Below are 20,970 nucleotides of genomic sequence, written 5' to 3' on the forward strand. Positions count from 1 at the left end.
CAATAAGGAACCATCCATGCCGACCATCACACAAAATCTGCCAGCCACCTTTGCCGTAGAGGCTTATGGTAAGGCGTTTGGGCTACGAGCGGTTAAATATCCTGAAGACATGCCAATGCTCTATAAATGGATGCACGCTGAGCACGTGGTCGATCAGTGGCAATTGCATCTGCCTATGCCGCAGCTGCGCGTACATTTTGAGAAAATGCTGGCCGATGACCACCAGCGTCTCTACATCATACTTTGCGAGGGCGTGCCTATTGGTTATACGGAGATTTATGAAACCGCTCGTGATCGACTGTCTTATTATTATAAAGCCAAAGACACTGATATGGGCTGGCATATTTTATTGGGTGATCCTGCTGTCGTGGGCAAAGGTTATTTGAAACCAACAGGGATGATGATCAGTAAGTTTATCTTTGAGCATACCGATGCCAAAAAAATAGTGGTCGAGCCGGATAGCAAGGTTGAGGTGTATAAATGGGTGGCCGATGGTTTTGCCTATCACGTACAACGACTGATCGACATGCCTGAAAAAAAGGCATCGCTTTACTTTTGTCATCGTGATGAGTTTTTTGAATCGAGAGGCTATCTTAACTTTTATGGTGCCGTTGCTTCATAAATGAAATTTTTACGCTCCCTAAGTCTATCACTTTTTACAACGCTTGGCAGTACGGCAGTGCTGGTCACGCCCTTACTGGTCAATGATATAAATGATGGCATCTCTTAACAGCAGTCAGGAACTGACAGGTAAGTCGCGTCAACAGGTGCTGCTGACACTATTGCTTGGCGGTACAGTCATCAGCTTTAGTAATAGTGCCCTCAATCCTGCTATTCCCATCTTTATGTCGGTGTTCGACGTCGATATTGTGATGGGCGGCTGGGTACTGAATGCTTATGTGCTGTCTATGAGCGTGGGGTTAATGCTCAGCGGCTATTTGCATAAAAAATTTGCGTTTAAGCCGGTTTATTTAACCGCAATCATTGGGTTTATGCTGGGTTCAGTGATTGGTATGTGTGCGCCCTCCATGACGATGGTGATTGTAGCGCGCGCTATACAAGGGCTGAGTGGGGGTCTGACGATTCCGCTGTCTATCGGCATGCTCTACCAGATTTATCCGCAGCATAGACACGGTAGAGTGATGGCGCTGTGGGGCATCGTTATTATGATGTCGCTGGCATTTGGTCCGTTAGTGGGTGCTTACTTGGTTGAGCAATTTACATGGTGGACGTTGTTTGCTGTGACGCTACCGCTAAGTGCGGTGGTCACTCTGATGGTTTGGCAGTTTTTACCAAATATCGGCTCGTCCAAGGTTGATAAGACTTTTGATGTGATAGGGTTTGTCAGCTTATTGGTTTGGCTGCTGGCTTTGATGACATGGCTGAGCACGCTCAAAACAGATTTTCATAACAGCCCTATAAGCGTGATTGAGACCAGCCTGATTGCTGCCATGTTCTTGATATCTTTTATGGTTTGGTGGGCGTATGAGCGCCGTCAGAGTCAGCCATTATTGAACGTACGCTTGTTTAGCAATACCGTGTATCTGCACAGTACGATTATCAGCGTGACGCAAACCTTGGGTCTGATGGTGGGTTTGTTGTTATTGCCTATTTTAGTTCAAGAGGTCATGGGCGAGAGTGCCTTATGGACTGGCGTGATTTTGATGACTGCGACGCTGATGTCTAGTATCACCACGCATTTTGCAGGCAAGCGAGTGGATAAGCACGGCGCTAGAGACATAGGGATGTTGGGCATCACCCTTAGTGCGTCGTCCATGCTGCTGCTGGCATGGTGCTTGTATCAGCCAACGCTTTGGTTATTGATATTCATCATGAGTTTACAAGGGGTGGGGGTGGGATTGGCCTATTTACCCACCACCACGGTTGGTTTTAGTAGCTTAGCCAAAGAGGTGGTGACAGAAGGTGCGGCGCTCAACAACATCAGTCGCCGAATCGTTTCTACTATTTTTATAACGTTGGTGACGGTCTACGTGGCAGGGCGCGGGGCCCAGTTGTTAGCGACGGGTAGTACACAAAGCGTTGGCACGGCTATTCAAGAAGTGTTTGTTATGCTGGCTGTGATTTTGTTTTTGACCATCTTTTCAGCGCGGCGATTACCCAAAGCTGTCTGAATGAATGATCGAACGCTCAACAAACCCTGCTCGACCAGTCCATCAAACAAACCAAACTAAGGCGTTTTTTTAAACAAAAAACGTAAATAATTATCATTCGCTTTAAAATTTATTAATCATATCTACTTAATTCAACCGCTTATTTTTTTAGTTTTAAGAGAGGGTAGTGAACTATGAAAAATCATCAAATAGACCATAAAAGTCATCGCCAAACTATTGACGTGACTGCGCCGTGGCAAGCGCCAATCGATCATAAGATCATGCAGCGCGTAGAACAACGCGTGATCAAACAACTCCTACAAGCACTGCTGTATGAAAACATCATTGAGTTTGAATATGAGAGTGCGGCATCGAGCAGTGACGCCGTCCTCTTAGACTTTACCATCAAGGCCGCTGATAATATCCATTATCAGGCTCAAGGTTATATCCATTATAGCTTTGAGATTATTCGTTTTAATGATTGCAACGTACAGCGCATCATCGCTGGCAAGGCTTACAATGCCACGCTTGAGAATGTCATTAGTGATATTTTGTTAAAAATAGAAGATGCTGCGTTAAAAGACAGTTTTATCAAAGAGCTGCGTCACACTTTAATCAATGAAACCCAAGTGCAGCGACTGTCGCTTAATTTATCAGTACCAAATATGGCAACTGCTGTTGATACGCTCACTTACGAGCAACTCGAAGGCTATTTGATGGCGGGGCATCCATATCATCCTTGTTTTAAGTCGCGTATCGGCTTTGATTTACAAGACAATTATGACTATGGGCCAGAGTTTGATCAAAATATCGAGGTGGTTTGGTTGGCGGTCAAAAAGGATCTGTTGGTCAGCAATACCGCTATTGATATTGATGTCGACGAGTGGATTAAAGACTATGTAGGCGCGGATAATTTTGCCGCGTTACATGACAAGTTAACCCATATCCTTGCGACCACGAGTGAGCAAAATGAAAACGAAGCCACTACGGCTACCGCTTATGGTTTGATACCCGCACATCCTTGGCAATGGCAAAACACCTTAATTTTAGCGCTACAACCACTCATTGAGACACAAGAAGTCATCTATCTGGGCGGTACGGGCAACCAATACCGCGCCCAGCAGTCGATTCGTTCCTTGTCTATGTTGCAAGCAGATAAAGCTTATTTAAAACTCAGTATGCATCTGATGAATACCTCAAGCACTCGTATCTTAGCCAAGCACACAGTGATGAACGCCGCGGTCGTGACCCAATGGCTGAATCAATTGGTGGCAGAAGATGGGGCAGCGCAGGCGCTACAAATCGCCTTTTTGGGTGAGACAGTGGGTGTCAGTCTAGATCATGAGATGCTACAACAACGTGGCTACCAGCACCCACATATCTATGGTGGACTGGGCGCGATTTGGCGTGAAAACGTGAGCCAATATCTATCGACCAGTCAAACGGCCTTTCCTTTAAATGGGGTCAGTTATATCCATACGGACGGCTCGATACTCATTGATCCTTGGATTAAAAAGTACGGCGCTGAGGCTTGGACTGCCCAGCTTATCAAAGTAACGGTGGCACCGGTACTGCACCTCTTGTTTGGTCATGGTGTCGCTTTGGAGTGTCATGCGCAAAATATCGTACTGGTCCATGAAGCGGGCTTCCCCGTAAAAATCTTATTAAAAGATTTGCATGACGGCGTTCGTTATTCTCCAAAACATCTGACCCGCCAAGATTTAATTCCCAATTTTTATAGCTTGCCTGCCGCTCATGCCGCGCTCAATCGTGGCTCCTTTATCGAAACAGATAACACCGATGGTATTCGAGACATGACGGTAGCTTGCTTGTTTTTTGTAGCATTTGCGGACATTGCTACCTTTATGCAAACCCATTATCACTATCCTGAGGCCGAGTTTTGGCAACAGGTGTCTGACTGCGTCACAGAGTACCAGTCTCGTCACCCAGAGCATAAAGCAAGGTTTGCGCTGTTTGATGTTTTCGCTCCGCAAACGCGCATTGAGTCTTTGGCGAAGCGTCGCTTGTTCGGCGATCAAGTATTTCCAATCAAATACATCAACAACCCATTAGCCAAAAGCCGAGTACAGATGCCATGTTAAACATGGAGACAGTGCCAACTTTATTTCCGGTTCAGACGGATCATCCAAATATCAAACCAGACGTGGCAAGGATACAAAGCGCGTTGATTACGTATCTGATCGAGTGCGTTTTACTTGAGCAATGGATAAAAGATCCACTGATTGAGGTGACGACGACGATTGACTATCTAGCCAGCCAAAAATGGCAGCAGTGTTTGGCATCATTACCAAGCGCTTATCAAACGTGTTTTGCTCAAAATAACCCGCTATTGGTGATTCAGACGAGTAAAGATGACCGCTTACTGTTACTGGTAGAGTCGGGGTATACGGCGGCATGGCGATTACATAAATCATGCTTGCCCGTTTTATACCGCCAACAAAATACGCCTCATCTCAACGACTCTGGGCTTAATAGCGATGGTTCCAACGATCATTCGTTTAAACCACTAGAGATCGTAGAAACCGTAGAGACGCTTCTGGATATTTTACTGTCTGCTATGGATCGCGCATCTTTGAGTGAGACCGGTATTATAAAGCTAAAAGAGAGCTTGCAAGCGTCCTTAGTTGCCAAGACCCAGTCTGCTCGTGCTGACATCACCACGACGGTTTATGGTCAACCGCATTGGTATCAAACGCTAATCGCCGCCGAGCAATGGGGCTCATTAATGGATCGGCCTTTTCATCCATTGGCAAAGGGCAAACTGGGTTTTACCGCCATAGAGTATGAGCGCTACATGGCAGAGTTTCATCAGCCCATTGCGTTGGCATGGGTAGCAGTTGCCAAAACTCACCTCATGGTGGCGGATCAGGTAGAGGACATCAACAGACAGAATCCAGCGGCGTATTTATTAGATAAAGCACAGCAGAGACGTCTGGCAGAGGAGATGGCGGAGCGTCATTTGAGCGATACGTATGTGGCGCTACCTGTACATCCGTGGCAGTTGACTCAGGTGATTGAGGATGCTTCTGGCAATGGTTCTTTTGGTCATTCTTCCTTTAATAATGATGCTGATGGTTACGCTGATAGCTATGCCAAGGATTTGGCAGATGGCACGATTGTCAAATTAATCTTTAATGCGCCAACCACTTATGCCAGCGCCTCCATGCGTAGTATGTTATTGAGTGCCGATACACCGCATAGTGTCAAGCTGCCGATAGGGGTGTATGCCTTAAACTCCAAACGCTATTTGCCAGCCCTAAAACTGATTAATGGTGAAAAAAACCAAGCCATTTTGATGCAGGCAAGACAGATAGATGGCACATTATCAGAGACACTGCGGCTGTGGGATGAGCGTGTTTGGTGGGGCTATATGTCGCCCATGCATCTACATAACAAGTGCTCGACCAATCATTATTTTTATCAAGAAAAACCCACGCATCTGGGCGCGATGCTCAGAAGTTTGCCTGCTGATTTGTGCAATGATCAAGTCCGCCTGATGCCTATGGCAAGCCTAGGTATGTTGGTCTATAAAGAAGGCGTCAGTCATCATCCCTTTGATGAGATGATTCAAGCAAAGTATTCAGGCTATCAATCAGCCTCCATGAAATTAGAGGATATAAAATCTGCGGCTATTGAGTGCTTCCAAAATCTGTGCGATGTGTTTTTGGGTACCATGCTGCGCTGCTTACGTTTGGGGCTTGCGCCAGAGATGCATGGACAGAATATAGTGATGGTCAGCAAAAACCATCGTTTCACCAGTTTATTGCTGCGCGATCACGATTCGTTACGCATTTACTTACCGTGGCTTGCGCGTCATCAGATCGCAGATCCTGAGTATGTAAGCCCGCCCAATTTTACAAACCGACTGTACCGAGAGACCTCGCAAGCGCTGATATTTTATTTACAGTCTTTGGGTATATTGGTCAATATCCGCGCCATCATTGAAGCGCTGTCTGAACATTATGATCTTAGTGAAAAAGTGTTGTGGCTTGAGGCAATGAGCAGTATTGAGAACGCGCTGGCATGTATTGACTTTGATGCCGATCAATCGCAGTTTATCCGTGAGCAGCTACTGACCAATCCATACTATCCGCATAAAACCTTGCTATTGCCCGTCATTGAGCGCGGTGACGATCCTCATGGCAGTATGCCAGCAGGGGAGAGCAGAACCATCAATCCTTTTTTTAGAGCAAAAAACATCGAAGCAAACCTTATGGTGGATTTAATACGACAGGATGGAGAGATAAAAAGCAATGGATGACATCGATATTATTGATACGCTTATAGAAAACTATACAGGAATAGCCACATCCACGATTGGTCATTTGACCGAGGTGGGGTATTTACCAGACATCAAAGCGCTATCTTCTTGTACGCACACGGTCGCTGGAAAAGTCGTGACAGTGATTTTGAACTCCGATAACACAGAAGTAATCAATCAAGCACTGATCCAAGCGCAGCCTAATGACGTCTTGTGTATTGATGCGCAAGTATTAGGTATCAAAGCGTGCTGGGGCGCGTTGCGTACTTGCGCTGCTATTTATGAAAAGCTTGCAGGCGTCATTGTCATTGGACAGGCAACCGATTCATTACAAATTCAGCAACTGGGTTTTCCTGTGTTTGCTCAAGGCGTGAGCGCGGTCACTACGTTCAAGAGTCATGAAGCAAAAGGCGTGTTGGGAGCTGACATCCGCTATCGTTTTGGCGCGCAAAGCTCCCTTATTCGCTCAGGCGACATTGCTATTATGGATAATGACGGGGTGTTTGTATTGCCGCTAGAAGTTGCTCAGCAGTTATTGCATGATTGCCAAGACAAGCATCAGCAAGATGAGACAAAATTCCGGCTATTTTTTGACGCTTATAAAAACAATCAGCTGGACTTATTGTTTTAGTCACAGGTAGGTAGGGCAGATGAGTATGTCAATAGAGCTGGTGATGCCTCTTTCTGACGCACTTATCTGTTATGTAGGACCCAGTAACCTTTGAATTTGTAAATAGGTATAGAAGTGTTAATAATTATCATTTACAATACCATTCACAAAATTAGTACGCTCTGCAAGAAAATTTAAACATAGCACCGATATTTCTCCATCTTTCAGTTACTCTTCAAATAAGTGAAATGACAATGAAAAGCCATCATCAAGTTGCTCTATCCGTTCTTACTTTATGTATTAGTCAGCAGTTATATGCGCAAACCAACGTCACTACCCCAATGACAGGCACGGCCGAAAACTCGGTAGCCAGTGAGGTACCAAACGTGACTTTAGATACTATTACGGTCACAGCCAAAGCCAAAACAGGGACAGCATTGGCACAAAAAATCAGTGAGATGCCAGCGGTTACCCAAGTGATTGGTGAAGAAGATATTCGAGAGCAGGCCACAGGCAACCGTACGACAGGCGATATATTGGCTCAGCTGATTCCGAGTTTGGGTGCCAGTAGTGGCTCAACCAGTAACTATGGTACGACCATGCGTGGCCGTCCAGTCCAGTATTTGCTGAACGGTGTGCCTTTATCAGGATCACGCAGCTTGTCGCGAGAGCTAAACAGTATTGACCCAGCCCAGCTTGAGCGAGTAGAGGTGTTGTCTGGTGCCACGAGTATTTATGGTGCAGGCGCGGCAGGCGGGCTGATCAATCTAGTGACTAAGTCAGCGGCAGGGATGGGTTTTACGGGTCAAACCCGCTTAGGGATTGATAGTAGTCGTGAATTTGAATCAGATTCCCTTGGTTATCATGTGGGACAGAGCTTGGGTTATGGCGGCGAGCGCGTCTATGGCCGTCTAGATGTGGACTATGACAATAAAGGCGGCAAGTTCGACAGCCACGGCGACCGTATCGGCCCAGATGTCTATCAGACCGATCAGCAAGATACAGAGTCATTAAGTGTCAATGCCAACTTGGGTATGGACATCGATGACAGCCAAAGCGTGAATCTGGCGGTGACTTATTATAACGATGAGCAAGATACCGACTATGGTCCAGATTATGGTAAAAATTTACAAGTATTGTTAGATCCTGATGCAGCACCTCCCTCATTAAAAGCGATCGATGGTGCGCATATCGAAAATCAGCCTTATACCACCAAGACCTCAGTAAACCTCAATTATAACAATGACGACGTTGCTGGTTCTAACCTAAGCATTACGGGTTACTACCGTGATGAAAAAGGCCGTTTTTATCCTTCTGGCAAAACTGCTGATAAACAAGCCTCTGAAGTCTGGCAGACAAACGGCCTAACCGATGAAGACACGTTAGGCAAGCTCCTAGGCGCTGCAACTTACGTGATGCAGTCAGAAGCCGATATCGAAGTAATGGGTTTACGTGCAGCGATGCAGACGGACACAGAGCTTGGTGGCAAACACACACTGTTGAGCTATGGTGCGGATTTTGAGCGTGAAAACAGCGAACAAACCTACTATGGGCAAGACTTAAACCAGTTCATCGCCAGTAATGGTCTGACCGCTGTGTCTAACGGCAAGACTTACAATGCTGGGCCAGAGACCACCATCGATAAGATTGGCGCGTTTGTCAATGCGGATATAGATATGACGGATAAATGGCATGCTAGTGCTGGTGTGCGCTATCAAAAGCTCAAATCAAAAACGGATGCCTTTATCCCGATTTATGAGCAACTGTTAGACGAATACTTTAACGATCCTCGTATCATTGGTGTGAGCAAGCAGTATGGCATTGACTATCAGGCCGGTGAAGTAGCAAAGGGTGATACTGACCATGACAAAACCTTGTTTAATATCGGCAGCAGTTATCAGCTAACACCGAACGATCAGATATTTGCTAATTTCTCACAAGGCTTCACGACCGCTGACATACAGCGTGCCCTACGTGATGTGCGGGCAGGTTTTGTGGTGAACTCGGACAACGTGCAGCCAATCGCCATTAATAACTACGACTTAGGCTGGGAAGGTAAGCGCGGTGATACGTCAGCTAGAGTAACGGGTTTTTATAACACTTCAGATAAAACCGTTCAGTTTACCAACGACTATACCGTAGAAGTAGTCGATACCGATGAGCGTGTCTATGGCGTAGAAGGCTCGCTCACTCAGGATATCAGCGATAACTGGCAAGTAGGCGGTAGCGTGGCTTATACGCGTGGTCAGTATAAGAAAGACGGCGATTGGCTTGAGCTGGATGCGGTGCGCTTGACCCCACTCAAAGGCACGGCATTTGCACAATATAACTTTGATGAAGGCAGCAATATCCGCTTGCAAGCGTTGGCAATTGGCGGCGATGATAGAGCCTTTAAAGACCAACAAAAAGACCCTAATACAAGTGCGCAACCCGTCACAGGTTACATGACGTTAGATGTATTGGGTCAAGTAAAAATGCCTGTCGGCCGTGTCGGTTATGGCGTTTATAATGTACTCAATAAAGACTATCAAACGGTCTATCATCAAACCACGTTTGGCGATATGAACCGTCTACCCGCCACAGGTACCACGTATGGCCTGAGCTATACGGTGGATTACTAAGAGGTCGCAAATACTTATTGAGTAACTACTTATCGACTAACGTAGGAAGTTCGCCGCGTACGCTCCTAGCCCTAGATTAACTGCCGAGCTATAGCCCTAAGAGTATCGTTGTTAGCCGCTACCTGTTAGCGGCTTTAGCTTTGAGCACCCCCACGTTTGTCGCTACTATATTTTTATTACAAATGTAAATGTTAATAATTATCATTATTATTTGTATTATATTTATAATGTTGCTAGAGTGTACGTTCTTTAACACCAGACAGTGGATATTGCTTTGCGCAAGCTCTTGTCAGGTGGTGGGCTGTATTCATACTTTAGTCGTTTAGCTTGTGTCATTGAAAGGGTAAAAAGTCCGTTTAGTCTGCTAAAGCGCCAACTTTACTTATGTGCCATGTCTTAAGATTCATGCGCTTTGTTCATCTGTCCTCATACTGATGTAACAAATGGGCGTTATGGCATGTGAGCATCCTTTTATCAAACAAGCTAAAAGGTCTTGATAAAACTAAGTACTTTTAGGATTGTTATTTATGCCAATGTTTTCAAATGCTTCTACCGATAAAACGTGTGTTTATTCACGCAAGCCGCAACGCGGTTTAGCAACCAATCAGGCCTTGCTAAGCATCGCCATTGCGTCTATTTTTAGTACGACTGCGTTTGCTGCTGAGAGTAATGAGCGTCTTACACCGCAACAAATAGCAGCACAAGAGGTTGCCGAAGAACAATCCATGCCAAGCGTTGAGCTGGACACGATTGTCGTCCGTGCGGCGAGAGATGAGCTGGTGCAGGCTGCTGGTTTGTCCATTATCAGTGAAGAGGCGATCGAAAAATCATTACTGTCTAATGATGTCGCAGAAATCGTACGTAAAATGCCGGGTGCGAATCTTTCAGGAACGTCTACTTCAGGTCAGCGGGGCAACCAGCGTCAAATTGATCTGCGCGGGATGGGACCAAATAACACACTTATTTTAATCGATGGTCGTCCCGTCACATCCCGTAATGCTGTGCGTCCTGGTCGTGCCAGCGAGCAAGACACTCGTGGTGACTCACAGTGGGTACCACCAAGCGCCATTGAGCGCATCGAAGTGTTGCGTGGTCCGGCTGCAGCTCGTTATGGCTCTGGTAGTATGGGCGGGGTGGTGAATATCATCACCAAGTCTCCCAATAAAAAAGAGTTTTCTGTGACTGGACATTATGAAATGCCAGAAAGTGACCTTGAAGGCAAGGATTGGCGTACTAACATCAATATGGCCGGCCCGTTGACGGACAAGCTGTCTTTTCGTACGACGCTTGGATATCATGACAGTGAAGGGGATGACCCTTATATTAATGAGGAAGAGGCTCAGATTGTGGATGGTCGTGATGGACCAGCGGCCTCTGTTGCAGCAGGCCGTGAAGGTGTCGAAAATATAGACGCTCGTCAGCTTTTTGAATACGCCATGGATGCAATGAATACCGTCGGCTTTGAGGTACATTATAGTAATCAAAGTAACCGCTGGACAGGTGATTCGCAGTTTCAAACGGTGGATGAGGAATTGGTCAACACCTTGGCAGGCCAAGAAACCAATAAAATGGAGCGCTATGGAGCTGCATTCACTCACCGCGGTGAATATGATAACACCAGTAGTAACAGCTACCTAGAGTATACGCGTACCATTAATGAGCGTCTAAACGAAGGTGCTGCTGGTCGTTATGAAGGTCAAATTTTGCCATCTGAGGCAGGAGAGTATGTCTGGACAGAAGCCACTTATGACACGCTAAACGCTAAATCAGAGTGGGATATTTATTTTGATCGTCATACACTGACTGCTGGCACAGAGTTTCGTGGTGAAAGACTAGACAATCCGCTGGTTTCTGATTTCGTGTTTGAGGAAGGCTTTGAGTTTGGCGATACAGAGACTGATCCAGCTAAGCGTGATCCAGTTTCAGACGCTTATCTTGTTGGTGCTTATTTAGAAGACAATTACCAAGTTACGCCTGATTGGTACATCACGCCTGGTGTACGTCTTGATTATCACAGCCAAACAGGTACCAATTGGTCACCGAGTCTTAATACCACTTGGGACTTTAGTCCGAACTGGTCGGTAAAAGCGGGTGTCAGTCGCGCTTTTAAAGCACCAGCGCTGTATCAGCTCGATCCAAACTACATCTACTACACCAGAGGTAATGGCTGCCCATCTTGGATACCTACTGATCAACGAGGCTGTCAAGTACTGGGTAACGCTGAGCTTGAGAATGAGATTTCTTGGAATAAAGAGCTGTCTTTCATCTACGATGATGGTACTGGGCTTAACGCGGGCCTGACTTACTATCATAATGCTTATGACAATCGAATAGGTGCGGGGATAGAGCGCGTGGCTGTAGACAATGCGACCAATCGCTCGATTTTCCAGTGGGAAAACCAAGGGGAGGCTATCATTGAGGGACTTGAAGGGTTTGTAAAAGTCCCCGTTACTGATACGGTCTCGTGGACAACTAACTTGACGGGTAATATCCGCTCAGAGCGTAAAGACAATGGTGAGCCGTTATCCTTAATTCCTAAATTTACCATGAACTCAAATGTCAATTGGGACATCACTCCGCGCTGGAACACGGATGTTGGCGTCAGCTACTATGGCACCATTGAAGCCCCTGACGTTTCTGTGACTACGGGTGATGCGCTTGACACACTAAAACTTGACCGCAAACCCTACGCGATCGCTAACGTTAGCACGCGTTATAAACTGACGGATGACATCACTGTGGGGGCGGGTATCAAAAATCTATTTGACAAGCAAATTAAACGAGAAGGCACGGGTACAAATGCCGGTGCCCGTACTTTTAATGAACCTGGCCGTTATTATATCTTTGATATCAGCGTTGATTTTTAACGTCTCGTACTGCCAAGCTTTTTTAGGATAAAAGGTCTGGGTGAGGTTTGAGCAGGCCCAGACCTTTTTATGTATTGTTCTTTAGGTTCTTTTTTAATAAATGGTCAAATATAAATGGGCCAAATGGTAAGAAAGACCCAAGTACGCCTGCGGGTATGGTCCAGTAAGGCGTTTTTATTTTAACGGCCGTCACCATCAGTATGATGATGTAAGCGATGAACAATATACCGTGTGCCATACCGATGTATTGCACAGCTTCTGAGATGCCCATCATGTATTTTAGGGGCATGGCAATGCAGAGTAATAATAGAAAAGAAGTGCCTTCTAGGTAACCTATGATCGTGAGCGTTTTTAATGTGGAGTTTTGTTTTTTGCTCAGATTAAGGGCGGGTTCGATAGTGGGCGTAGCCTGCGACACTGTATGTTCCTCTTGTAATATCAGTAAATAACGTAGGGGTGAGCTGTCAATATTGGTATGATACTAGATATGCGAAGCGCATTTGAGCTTTATTATTAATCGCCCTATATCCCCACTCTAAAGTACAAGCTAAAGTGTAAGGATATAAGGCGATTTTGGTCAACTATGATGTGAATAAATATGCTGTTCTTTACGTTACCCCGTATTACGCAGACCAGCCGCCAACGCATTGATACTACGGATGAGTGGGTCTTCAACGGCAAGAGTACCGTCTTTATCTGTAGTCTCTTCTTGTCTGGCACGTTTTAACAACTCGATTTGTATATAATTAATGGGATCTAAATACGCGTTTCGCCATTGCAGTGACGCGGCAAGATTTTGTTGATTAGATAATAAGGAGCTTTGGTCCAGTAAAGCGTTCAGGCCTGAATAGGTGAGCTCATGTTCATCAATGACGGCTTCCATGATGTTTTCACGTAGCGTGTCGTCGTCGCACAATTGGCTATAGGCCTGAGCAATACTCATCTCAGATTTGGTAAAAGCCATCTCGATATTGCTGATAAACACGTTAAAAAATGGCCAGCAATCATTCATCTCCTTCATCAATGCTTCGTCTTCTTTGACGCTATGCAGCGCACTACCGACGCCATACCAAGCAGGTAACGTAAAACGGGCCAATGACCACCCAAATACCCAAGGGATCGCTCGCAAGGTCGTTTTACTGGGTAAGCCTTTTTTACGATGGGCTGGGCGTGAGCCGATATTTAATAAAGAAATTTCCTGTACTGGGGTCACCTGTGAGTAGAATTGATAAAACCCTTCCGTGTGATCCGTAAGTTTTCGATAACGCCGCTCACCTGCTTCTGCTAAACGCGCAAAGAGTGACTCATAAGTTGGCAACTCAGGTGGTTGGACGACAAATCTTGAGGAGCATGCTTTAAGCGTACCGGTAATACCCATGGTCAGCTCAAATACAGCGGTATCGGTGTTGGCGTATTTGGCATAAAGGACTTCGCCTTGTTCCGTGACTTTAATTTGTCCGTGTAGTGTACCCGCTGGTTGAGCTGCGATAGCATCATGGGTTGAGCCACCGCCACGACTGACAGAGCCACCGCGACCATGGAATAAGCGGGTTTTGATGCCATATTCATCCGCGATACGATTGATGGTTTGCTGCGCACTATAAAGTTGCCATGCCGAGGTGATGATACCGCCATCTTTTGAGGAGTCTGAATAACCCAACATGATTTCTTGGGTGTTATCTGAGTGCGCAAGCAGTCCTCGATACAGCGGGTTGTCCAAAACGGCAGGTAATATATGATCGATGTTTTTAAGGTCTTCGATGGTTTCAAACAAGGGTGCGACGGGTAAATCAGCGGACAGTTGCCCTTTGTCATCAACGCTGCATAAGCCTGCAAAACGCATGAGTAGCAACACCTCAAATAATTGACTGGCGTTGTTGGTCATCGAAATCACATAACTGCCAAAAGTATCTTGCCCGACCAGTTGACGTAAGGTCGCCACAGAGTTCATCAACGCCAATTGCTCGCGGGTTTTATCGCTCAAGTTGTCGCTATAGATGAGCGGTGTGCCGGGTCTTTCAAGCAAGCGCGTCAGCCACTCTTGCCGCTCCGTTTCATTAAGCGTTTGATAGTCTGGCAAATTAGACGCACTGGCAAAAATATCGGCAATGACTTCACTGTGATAAGACGACTCTTGACGAATATCGAGCGCCGCTAGATGAAAACCACAGGTTTTGACCAAACGAATCGTATCGAGCAATAAGCCTTCGCCATGCGCGGTATCGTGGGTATTCACACTTTGACGGATGATACGTAAGTCTTCTAGTAGTTCTTGTGGGTTGGCGTAGGCGTCTTTGTTAGCCTCACGATCATCACCTTTACTTTGAATCAGTTGATTGGTGGCTTTGACTTTATTAAGAATCAAAGAGAGTAACCGGCGATAAGGCTCGTTACTATAATCATCAAGATTGTAAGCAAATACCCGCTGATCAAGTTCGGCGTAATGGTTGATCTTGGCATACACCTCAGGGGCAATCGTAACGATTGTATCGCTATGAATCAGCTGGCGGCGCAGTTTTTTAATCAACACTTGATAGTGACGCAAGACAGTATCTGCATGCATCAATACGGCCATTTCTGTGGTGTCGTGAGTGACAAAAGGATTGCCATCTCTGTCGCCACCGATCCAAGACCCAAAGCTTATGAAAGCGGGTAATGGGTAGTCGGTAAGCTCTGGATAAACCTCAACAATGGCGTCTTTAATATTACGGTAAACCTTAGGAATGGCATTGAATAAACTGGCATTAAAATAGTGTAGACCATTATTGATCTCATCATAGACTAAGGGCTTACGCGTACGCACTTCATCCGAGGACCACAATAAATCAATCGTTTGTGCCGTTTTTTCTTTCGCTTGCTCGTAGGCAAAACTGTCTTCTGCAAGATTGTTTAAGGCGTCGCTATGCGTGAATAAACTCTGCAATAGATTCATCGTTGTCCGGCGACGCGCTTCAGTAGGATGCGCGGTAAAGACAGGAATGAATTTTAGCTGATCAATCAGCTCCTGCATTTGAGTGGGTTCAACATTGCGCGCGCGGCATTCAAGTAAGGTGCGACGAAACGAGCCTTCCCAGCTTTGATCGGACTGCATACGTAGTGCATGGCGCTCTTCACGCAAATAGTTTTCTTCACTTAAATTGGCTAAGAAAAAATAGATAGAAAAGCTACGGATGACGTTTTTTAGGGTCTTATTGTCTAATGAGGCAATAAAGTCAATGAGCTGCTGCTTGTTTGCTTCGTTAGGCGCGCGGCGCTGCTGGATAAAACCTTTTCGTAGGGTCTCAATCGTATCAAGCGTTTGTTCGCCAGTCTGACGAGAAATCGCATCTCCTAGAAATGACCCTAACAAGCTAATGCGTTCACGTAATACGTTGTTATCCATAATCGTCCTTAACTTTCTTATTAATAAATAAACGGGCTCTTAGTGCAGCAGAGTATTAATAAAGTAGAGAGTTTATCAAGCGCAGTCAAGTCACTTTGGAATGTGCGACTTATTTAACAAGCGTCACAGGCACTTGTTCTCAAAGCGCTGATAGATGAGGCGCTAAGAGATATGTGTTCATATAAAGATAAGTTGAGTCAGTTTTAAAATGTCTGTAAGGTTGTTTAGTCAATCTACGTTTTAGTCGTGGTATTATTATCCGCCTGCTGTTACCTGACCCAGATATCACTAGTATTCGTTAATTCAGAAAAACGGTTTTTTATGAAGAGTCATATACGTGATCAGTGCCATATCTTATTCAAAACACTAAACCAATTTTTTGACGTCACCTTTTCAATGAGTTGATCGGAGAAGTGCCGTTGTTGCATGCGCTCAATCAGCACTTCGAGGCGACTGATATCAGACAAATCATCAGGCAACAGGCAACCATCAAAATCAGAGCCAAAACCAACATGGTCTTCACCTAGATGGTCAATCAAATAGGCCAGATGATCGACAATCACATCAAGCGAGGTTTGCGTGTTACGCTGTCCATCCGCACGAAGAAAAGCAACGTCAAAATTTACCCCAACCATACCATCGCTTTGTTTGATGGCCGCCAGCTGGCGATCGGTCAGATTTCTTGCTTGCTGACACAAAGCGTGCGCATTGGAGTGGGTTGCGACAATAGGCTGATCAGCGATCTCTAGCGTATCCCAAAAAGCGCGCTCATTCATATGTGATACATCGATCAGCATACGCTTGTTACGACACGATAAAATAAGGTCTTTGCCTTGATTTGTGAGACCAGAGCCTGTATCTGGCGAGTGCGGAAAGGACGCATTTAAGCCATCACCAAAGAGACTTTTTCTATTCCAAAGCGGACCGATACTTCTGAGCCCAGACTCATAAAAAACATCCAACAATTCCGGCTTAATGGCTAAAAATTCAGCACCTTCAAGGTGAAGGACGATGGCCAATTGTTGATTTTTTTGACAGGCTCGAATTTGTGCAATAGACGTACAAATTTGAATCTGACCATCTGAGCGCGCCTGTAATTGCTGTGCAAGCGCTAACTGGGCACGGCAAATATCAATGATTTCTTGCGGAGTGAAGTCTGAGTGCGAAGGATTTACTAACTTGTCAGGATGGTTGTTTTTAACATAAGCGTAGGGCGGCAAGAAGATAGAAAACAATCCGCCCATCCATCCCGCTTTTTGGCAGCGCTTTAAATCTAAATGCCCCGGTAACGTGCCATAAATAAAATCATGCACAGGATCTTCTGCTGAGCTCAGCCACAAGCGGGTTAATAGATCATTGTGTCCATCAAAGATGACTGGCTGAGTATTCATATTTAATCCATTACCGTACGAGTAGGAATCAATTGCTCTTGGCTTAATAGTTTAGAATTTTTAGGGTTCCTAAAGCGCAACTCTTCAAAAGGGACGGGCGTTTCGCTGTTGGCCCGCGCTTCTTCAATCAAGTAGTGATAAGGCGATTTGCCACACACAGGATCAGCATTTTTGGCATCGCCCGTCAGCATAAAGGCTTGGCAACGACAACCGCCGTAATCGCGTTCTTTGTCTGGGCAGCTTTGGCACATGTCGGGCATCCAGTCGTCACCGCGAAACTGATTGAAGCTGGCAGAGTCATACCAAATGTCTTTTAGAGGCGTTTGTCTTACATTAGGAAAGTCTATAGGCATCTGTCTGGCGGCATGGCAAGGTAGGGCAGTGCCATCGGGTGCTACGGTTAAGAAAATCTTGCCCCAACCATCCATACAAGGTTTTGGGCGCTCTTCGTAGTAATCAGGCACTACAAAAATGAGCTTGCATTTGATCCCACGTTCTTCAATCTTTTTGCGATACTCATTGGTAATGAGTTCGGCTCTAACCACTTGCGCTTTGGTCGGCAATAGACCTTCGATATTTTCAAATGCCCAACCATAAAACTGACAGATAGCCAGCTCAACAGTGTCTGCTTCAAGCTCTAAACACAGATCAATTATCTGATCGATCTGATCAATGTTTTGCCGATGAATCACAAAGTTAAGCACCATTGGATAGTCGTATTGCTTGACCAAACGCGACATCTCATACTTTTGTTCAAAAGCATGTTTTGAGCCTGCCAAGGCATTATTGACTGTAGGATCGCTGGCTTGGAAACTGATCTGAATATGCTGAAGACCAGCTTCTTTTAGACTAGCGATTCTAGCCTCAGTCAGTCCCATACCTGAAGTGATCAAGTTGGTATAAAAACCTTGTTTATGGGCATAAGCGACCAGTTCTTCTAAGTCTTGACGAACGAGAGGCTCACCACCAGAAAACCCAAGCTGCACCGCGCCCATCTGCCGCGCCTGATCAAACACATCAAACCACTCCTCTGTCGTCAGCTCCTGCTTATACTGAGCATAATCAATGGGGTTTGAGCAATAAGGGCATTGCAATGGGCAACGATAGGTTAGCTCCGCAAGTAGCCATAATGGAAGCCCTACTGGCGCAGTCATTCTAACTCAATCCAATGTTCACGCTGGGCCACCAGCATATACTCGATAATGTCTTGCTCGATTTCAGGAATGTCACCAAACATGGCTTTCACCTTTTTAATAATATCAGCAATGGATGCTTCACCATCAATATGTTGACCAATGATGCTGGCACTGTCATTGAGTTTGATCATACCTTCAGGGTACAGTAAGACATAAGCGTTTTGCGCCGGCTCAAACTGAAAGCGATAACCATGCCGCCACACCGGTACGATAGATTGGTCTAGATCAGGTAAACTCATTTAAACAATCCTTTATGCCAGACATTATCAGTCGTGACGCTTTGGTAAGGGGCTTGGTTATGGACATAAGCCAAGCTCAAAGCATCCAAAATCGTCCATAAAATATCAAGTTTAAATTGTAGGATCTCAAGCATGCGTTCTTGTTGTTCAACCGTTTTGAATGAGTCTAATGTGATGGTTAGGCCGTGCTCAACATCACGGCGGGCTTGACTCAAGCGTGAGCGGAAGTAGGTGTACCCTTCTTCTTTAATCCAAGGATAATGCTTTGGCCAAGACTCCAAGCGAGATTGATGAATCTGCGGAGCAAAAAGCTCGGTCAGTGAGCTACTGGCCGCTTCTCGCCACGACGTACGGCGAGCAAAATTCACATACGCATCCACAGCAAAACGAACACCCGGTAGCACCAATTCTTCAGAAATCACTTGCTCACGAGTCAGACCAACCGCTTCTGCCAGACTTAACCACGCTTCACGGCCCCCGCCATCAGGATATACCCCATCTTGATCAATCATGCGCTGAATCCACTCTTGACGCACCCGCTGATCGGGGCAATTTGCCATAATAGCCGCATCTTTTAGCGGGATGTTGATTTGATAGTAAAATCGATTGGCGACCCACGCTTGGATTTGCTGCTGCGTCGCTTGACCTTCGTGCATCATGATATGAAAGGGATGGTAAATATGATAATACTGACCTTTCGCCAAAATCGCTTGTTCAAATGCTTCTGGGCTAAGTGCTGTTTTTTCTGCTTGCATCGTCTTCACCTTGCTGTCGCCTTACAATTCAATCTGCATGCCATCAAAAGCTACTTCAACCCCATGTTGTTTTAACTGGGCAGCTTGTTCAGATTTTTCATTGAGTATCGGATTGGTATTGTTGATGTGGATCAATATTTTGCGAGTATGGTCGAGTTGATCTAAATAATGGAGCGAGCCGTCTTCGCCGCTGATATGTAAATGCCCCATGTCTTGACCGGTTTTGGTGCCGACACCGCATTCTTGCATTTCGTTGTCAGTCCATAGAGTGCCATCAATCATCACGCAATCAGACGTTTTCATGATTTGCATAATGTCATCGTCAATTTTGCCCAATCCCGGCGCATAAAAGAGTTGTTTTTGTGTTTTTAAATCTTTCACAATCAGAGCAATATTATCGCCATCATGCGGATCATTGCGATGCGGCGAGTAGGGCGGTGCTGAGCTTCTAATTACCAAAGGGGTCAATTCTAAATTGCTGAAGCCTTCAATGTTAAATGTCTGTTTTGGATCAATTTGATTGTATTGTAGGCCGCCATTCCAATGCTTTAACATGTTAAAAATAGGGAATCCTGTCGTGAGATCTTGATAGACCATGTCGGTACACCACACAGGAATTGGACAACCTTCGCGCAGGGTCAATAGCCCTGTGGTATGGTCAAGCTGACTGTCCATCAAGACCACATTGGTGATCCCTGTGTCTCTCACTCCACGAGCTGGCTGAGCCGCCTTAAACTCAAATAATTGCTGGCGAATATCCGGTGACGCATTGAATAAAATCCAATCTGTGCCATTTTCTGATATGGCGATTGATGACTGGGTACGAGTCTGTGCTTCAATCGTCCCTTGACGAACGCCATGACAATTATAGCAATTGCAGTTCCACTGTGGAAAACCACCACCAGCCGCTGAGCCTAAAACATGAATATACATAAATCAATATTTCCAAAAAAATAAAAGCCCTAATCATCTAGGGCTTTTAATGGATTGAGGTCTAGTAAGTTTTAACGAGCTTCGAAATACATCGTGATTTCGAAACCGATACGAATGTCTTGAAAAGCAGGTTTAGTCCATTGCATGGGATTACTCCAAAAGGATATGATGGATTCATCGTTGAGATGACTGAAAGTAATTATCAATGGTAGTATAAGCTGACCCTTTATGTCAATTTGTTAGATGTTAACTTGGTAGGTTTTAGTAATGAAGCCTGAGGGCAAAATTCAAACTGTATCTGTCTTGGCGGTTTAGCTGTTTTCACCTGAGAATCTGTAAGAAGTTTGATAGGCATGGTCAAAATGACGGTATCCTGTTTGGTGGTATCGGTGAATACCGTAAACTACCATGGCTTATCGGCAAACAAAAAACCCTTGCAGCGCGTGGCATACAAGGGATTATCGGTAATTAAAATTATATTTGATGGCGCGCCCACCAAGACTCGAACTCGGATCGGTCGCTTAGGAGGCAACTGCTCTATCCTGTTGAGCTATAGGCGCATTATGGAGAGACATTGTAGGAA

General features: G+C 45.4%; 15 protein-coding genes and 1 tRNA gene. 7 read left to right on the plus strand and 9 right to left on the minus strand.

Annotated features, from left to right (window positions below):
• Positions 1-16: 16 nt before the first annotated feature.
• The 7 genes from DVY93_RS04780 (at position 17) to DVY93_RS04810 (ending at position 12,491) form a co-directional block, all read left to right on the plus strand.
• A complete protein-coding gene (locus DVY93_RS04780; protein WP_230709415.1) occupies positions 17-622 on the plus strand; it encodes a GNAT family N-acetyltransferase in 606 nt (201 codons plus the stop codon).
• A 91-nt stretch (positions 623-713) separates the two neighbouring features.
• Positions 714-2,132 (plus strand): MFS transporter, encoded by a 1,419-nt coding sequence (locus DVY93_RS04785; protein ID WP_230709416.1) that lies wholly within the window; start codon positions 714-716, stop codon positions 2,130-2,132.
• 173 nt (positions 2,133-2,305) lie between these two features.
• Complete coding sequence (locus DVY93_RS04790) at positions 2,306-4,213, plus strand: IucA/IucC family protein (RefSeq protein ID WP_230709418.1); 1,908 nt, start codon at positions 2,306-2,308, stop codon at positions 4,211-4,213.
• A complete protein-coding gene (locus DVY93_RS04795) occupies positions 4,207-6,393 on the plus strand; it encodes an IucA/IucC family protein (protein ID WP_230709420.1) in 2,187 nt (728 codons plus the stop codon). Before DVY93_RS04790 ends, DVY93_RS04795 begins: the two co-directional genes overlap by 7 nt.
• Complete coding sequence (locus DVY93_RS04800) at positions 6,386-7,024, plus strand: RraA family protein (RefSeq protein WP_230709422.1); 639 nt, start codon at positions 6,386-6,388, stop codon at positions 7,022-7,024. Before DVY93_RS04795 ends, DVY93_RS04800 begins: the two co-directional genes overlap by 8 nt.
• A gap of 233 nt (positions 7,025-7,257) precedes the next feature.
• The gene (locus DVY93_RS04805; RefSeq protein WP_230709424.1) at positions 7,258-9,624 is read left to right on the plus strand and encodes a TonB-dependent receptor; all 2,367 of its coding nucleotides are present in this window, start codon (positions 7,258-7,260) and stop codon (positions 9,622-9,624) included.
• Between the two features lie 527 nt (positions 9,625-10,151).
• Complete coding sequence (locus DVY93_RS04810; RefSeq protein ID WP_230709426.1) at positions 10,152-12,491, plus strand: FepA family TonB-dependent siderophore receptor; 2,340 nt, start codon at positions 10,152-10,154, stop codon at positions 12,489-12,491.
• Between the two features lie 67 nt (positions 12,492-12,558).
• Here DVY93_RS04810 and DVY93_RS04815 read toward each other — a convergent pair whose 3' ends face one another.
• The 9 genes from DVY93_RS04815 to DVY93_RS04855 all read right to left on the minus strand — a co-directional run bounded on the left by DVY93_RS04815 (position 12,559) and on the right by DVY93_RS04855 (position 20,947).
• Entirely contained in the window at positions 12,559-12,909 is a 351-nt protein-coding gene (locus DVY93_RS04815; protein WP_230709428.1) for a DUF3817 domain-containing protein, read from the minus strand.
• A gap of 195 nt (positions 12,910-13,104) precedes the next feature.
• Positions 13,105-15,873: a phosphoenolpyruvate carboxylase gene (gene ppc / locus DVY93_RS04820; RefSeq protein WP_230709429.1), complete on the minus strand. Its 2,769-nt coding sequence runs from the start codon at positions 15,871-15,873 to the stop codon at positions 13,105-13,107.
• Positions 15,874-16,214: 341 nt separating this feature from the next.
• Positions 16,215-17,264, minus strand: a complete 1,050-nt coding sequence (locus DVY93_RS04825) for a dipeptidase (protein WP_230709431.1) — start codon at positions 17,262-17,264, stop codon at positions 16,215-16,217.
• Between the two features lie 2 nt (positions 17,265-17,266).
• Positions 17,267-18,418 carry a pyrroloquinoline quinone biosynthesis protein PqqE gene (gene pqqE / locus DVY93_RS04830; protein ID WP_230709432.1) on the minus strand — a complete coding sequence of 384 codons (1,152 nt, stop codon included), beginning with the start codon at positions 18,416-18,418 and terminating at the stop codon, positions 17,267-17,269.
• A complete protein-coding gene (pqqD, locus tag DVY93_RS04835; RefSeq protein ID WP_198333555.1) occupies positions 18,415-18,699 on the minus strand; it encodes a pyrroloquinoline quinone biosynthesis peptide chaperone PqqD in 285 nt (94 codons plus the stop codon). Before pqqD ends, pqqE begins: the two co-directional genes overlap by 4 nt.
• Positions 18,696-19,454, minus strand: coding sequence for a pyrroloquinoline-quinone synthase PqqC (gene pqqC, locus DVY93_RS04840; protein WP_193004946.1), 759 nt, complete (start codon positions 19,452-19,454; stop codon positions 18,696-18,698). Before pqqC ends, pqqD begins: the two co-directional genes overlap by 4 nt.
• A 21-nt stretch (positions 19,455-19,475) precedes the next feature.
• Positions 19,476-20,387, minus strand: a complete 912-nt coding sequence (pqqB, locus tag DVY93_RS04845) for a pyrroloquinoline quinone biosynthesis protein PqqB (RefSeq protein ID WP_198333556.1) — start codon at positions 20,385-20,387, stop codon at positions 19,476-19,478.
• A gap of 71 nt (positions 20,388-20,458) precedes the next feature.
• Positions 20,459-20,533 carry a pyrroloquinoline quinone precursor peptide PqqA gene (pqqA, locus tag DVY93_RS04850; protein WP_075107140.1) on the minus strand — a complete coding sequence of 25 codons (75 nt, stop codon included), beginning with the start codon at positions 20,531-20,533 and terminating at the stop codon, positions 20,459-20,461.
• Between the two features lie 338 nt (positions 20,534-20,871).
• Positions 20,872-20,947: transfer RNA gene (locus DVY93_RS04855), tRNA-Arg, on the minus strand.
• Between the last annotated feature and the right edge of the window lie 23 nt (positions 20,948-20,970).

Source organism: Psychrobacter sp. CCUG 69069, assembly GCF_021023115.1.
Classification (GTDB): Bacteria; Pseudomonadota; Gammaproteobacteria; order Pseudomonadales; family Moraxellaceae; genus Psychrobacter; species Psychrobacter namhaensis.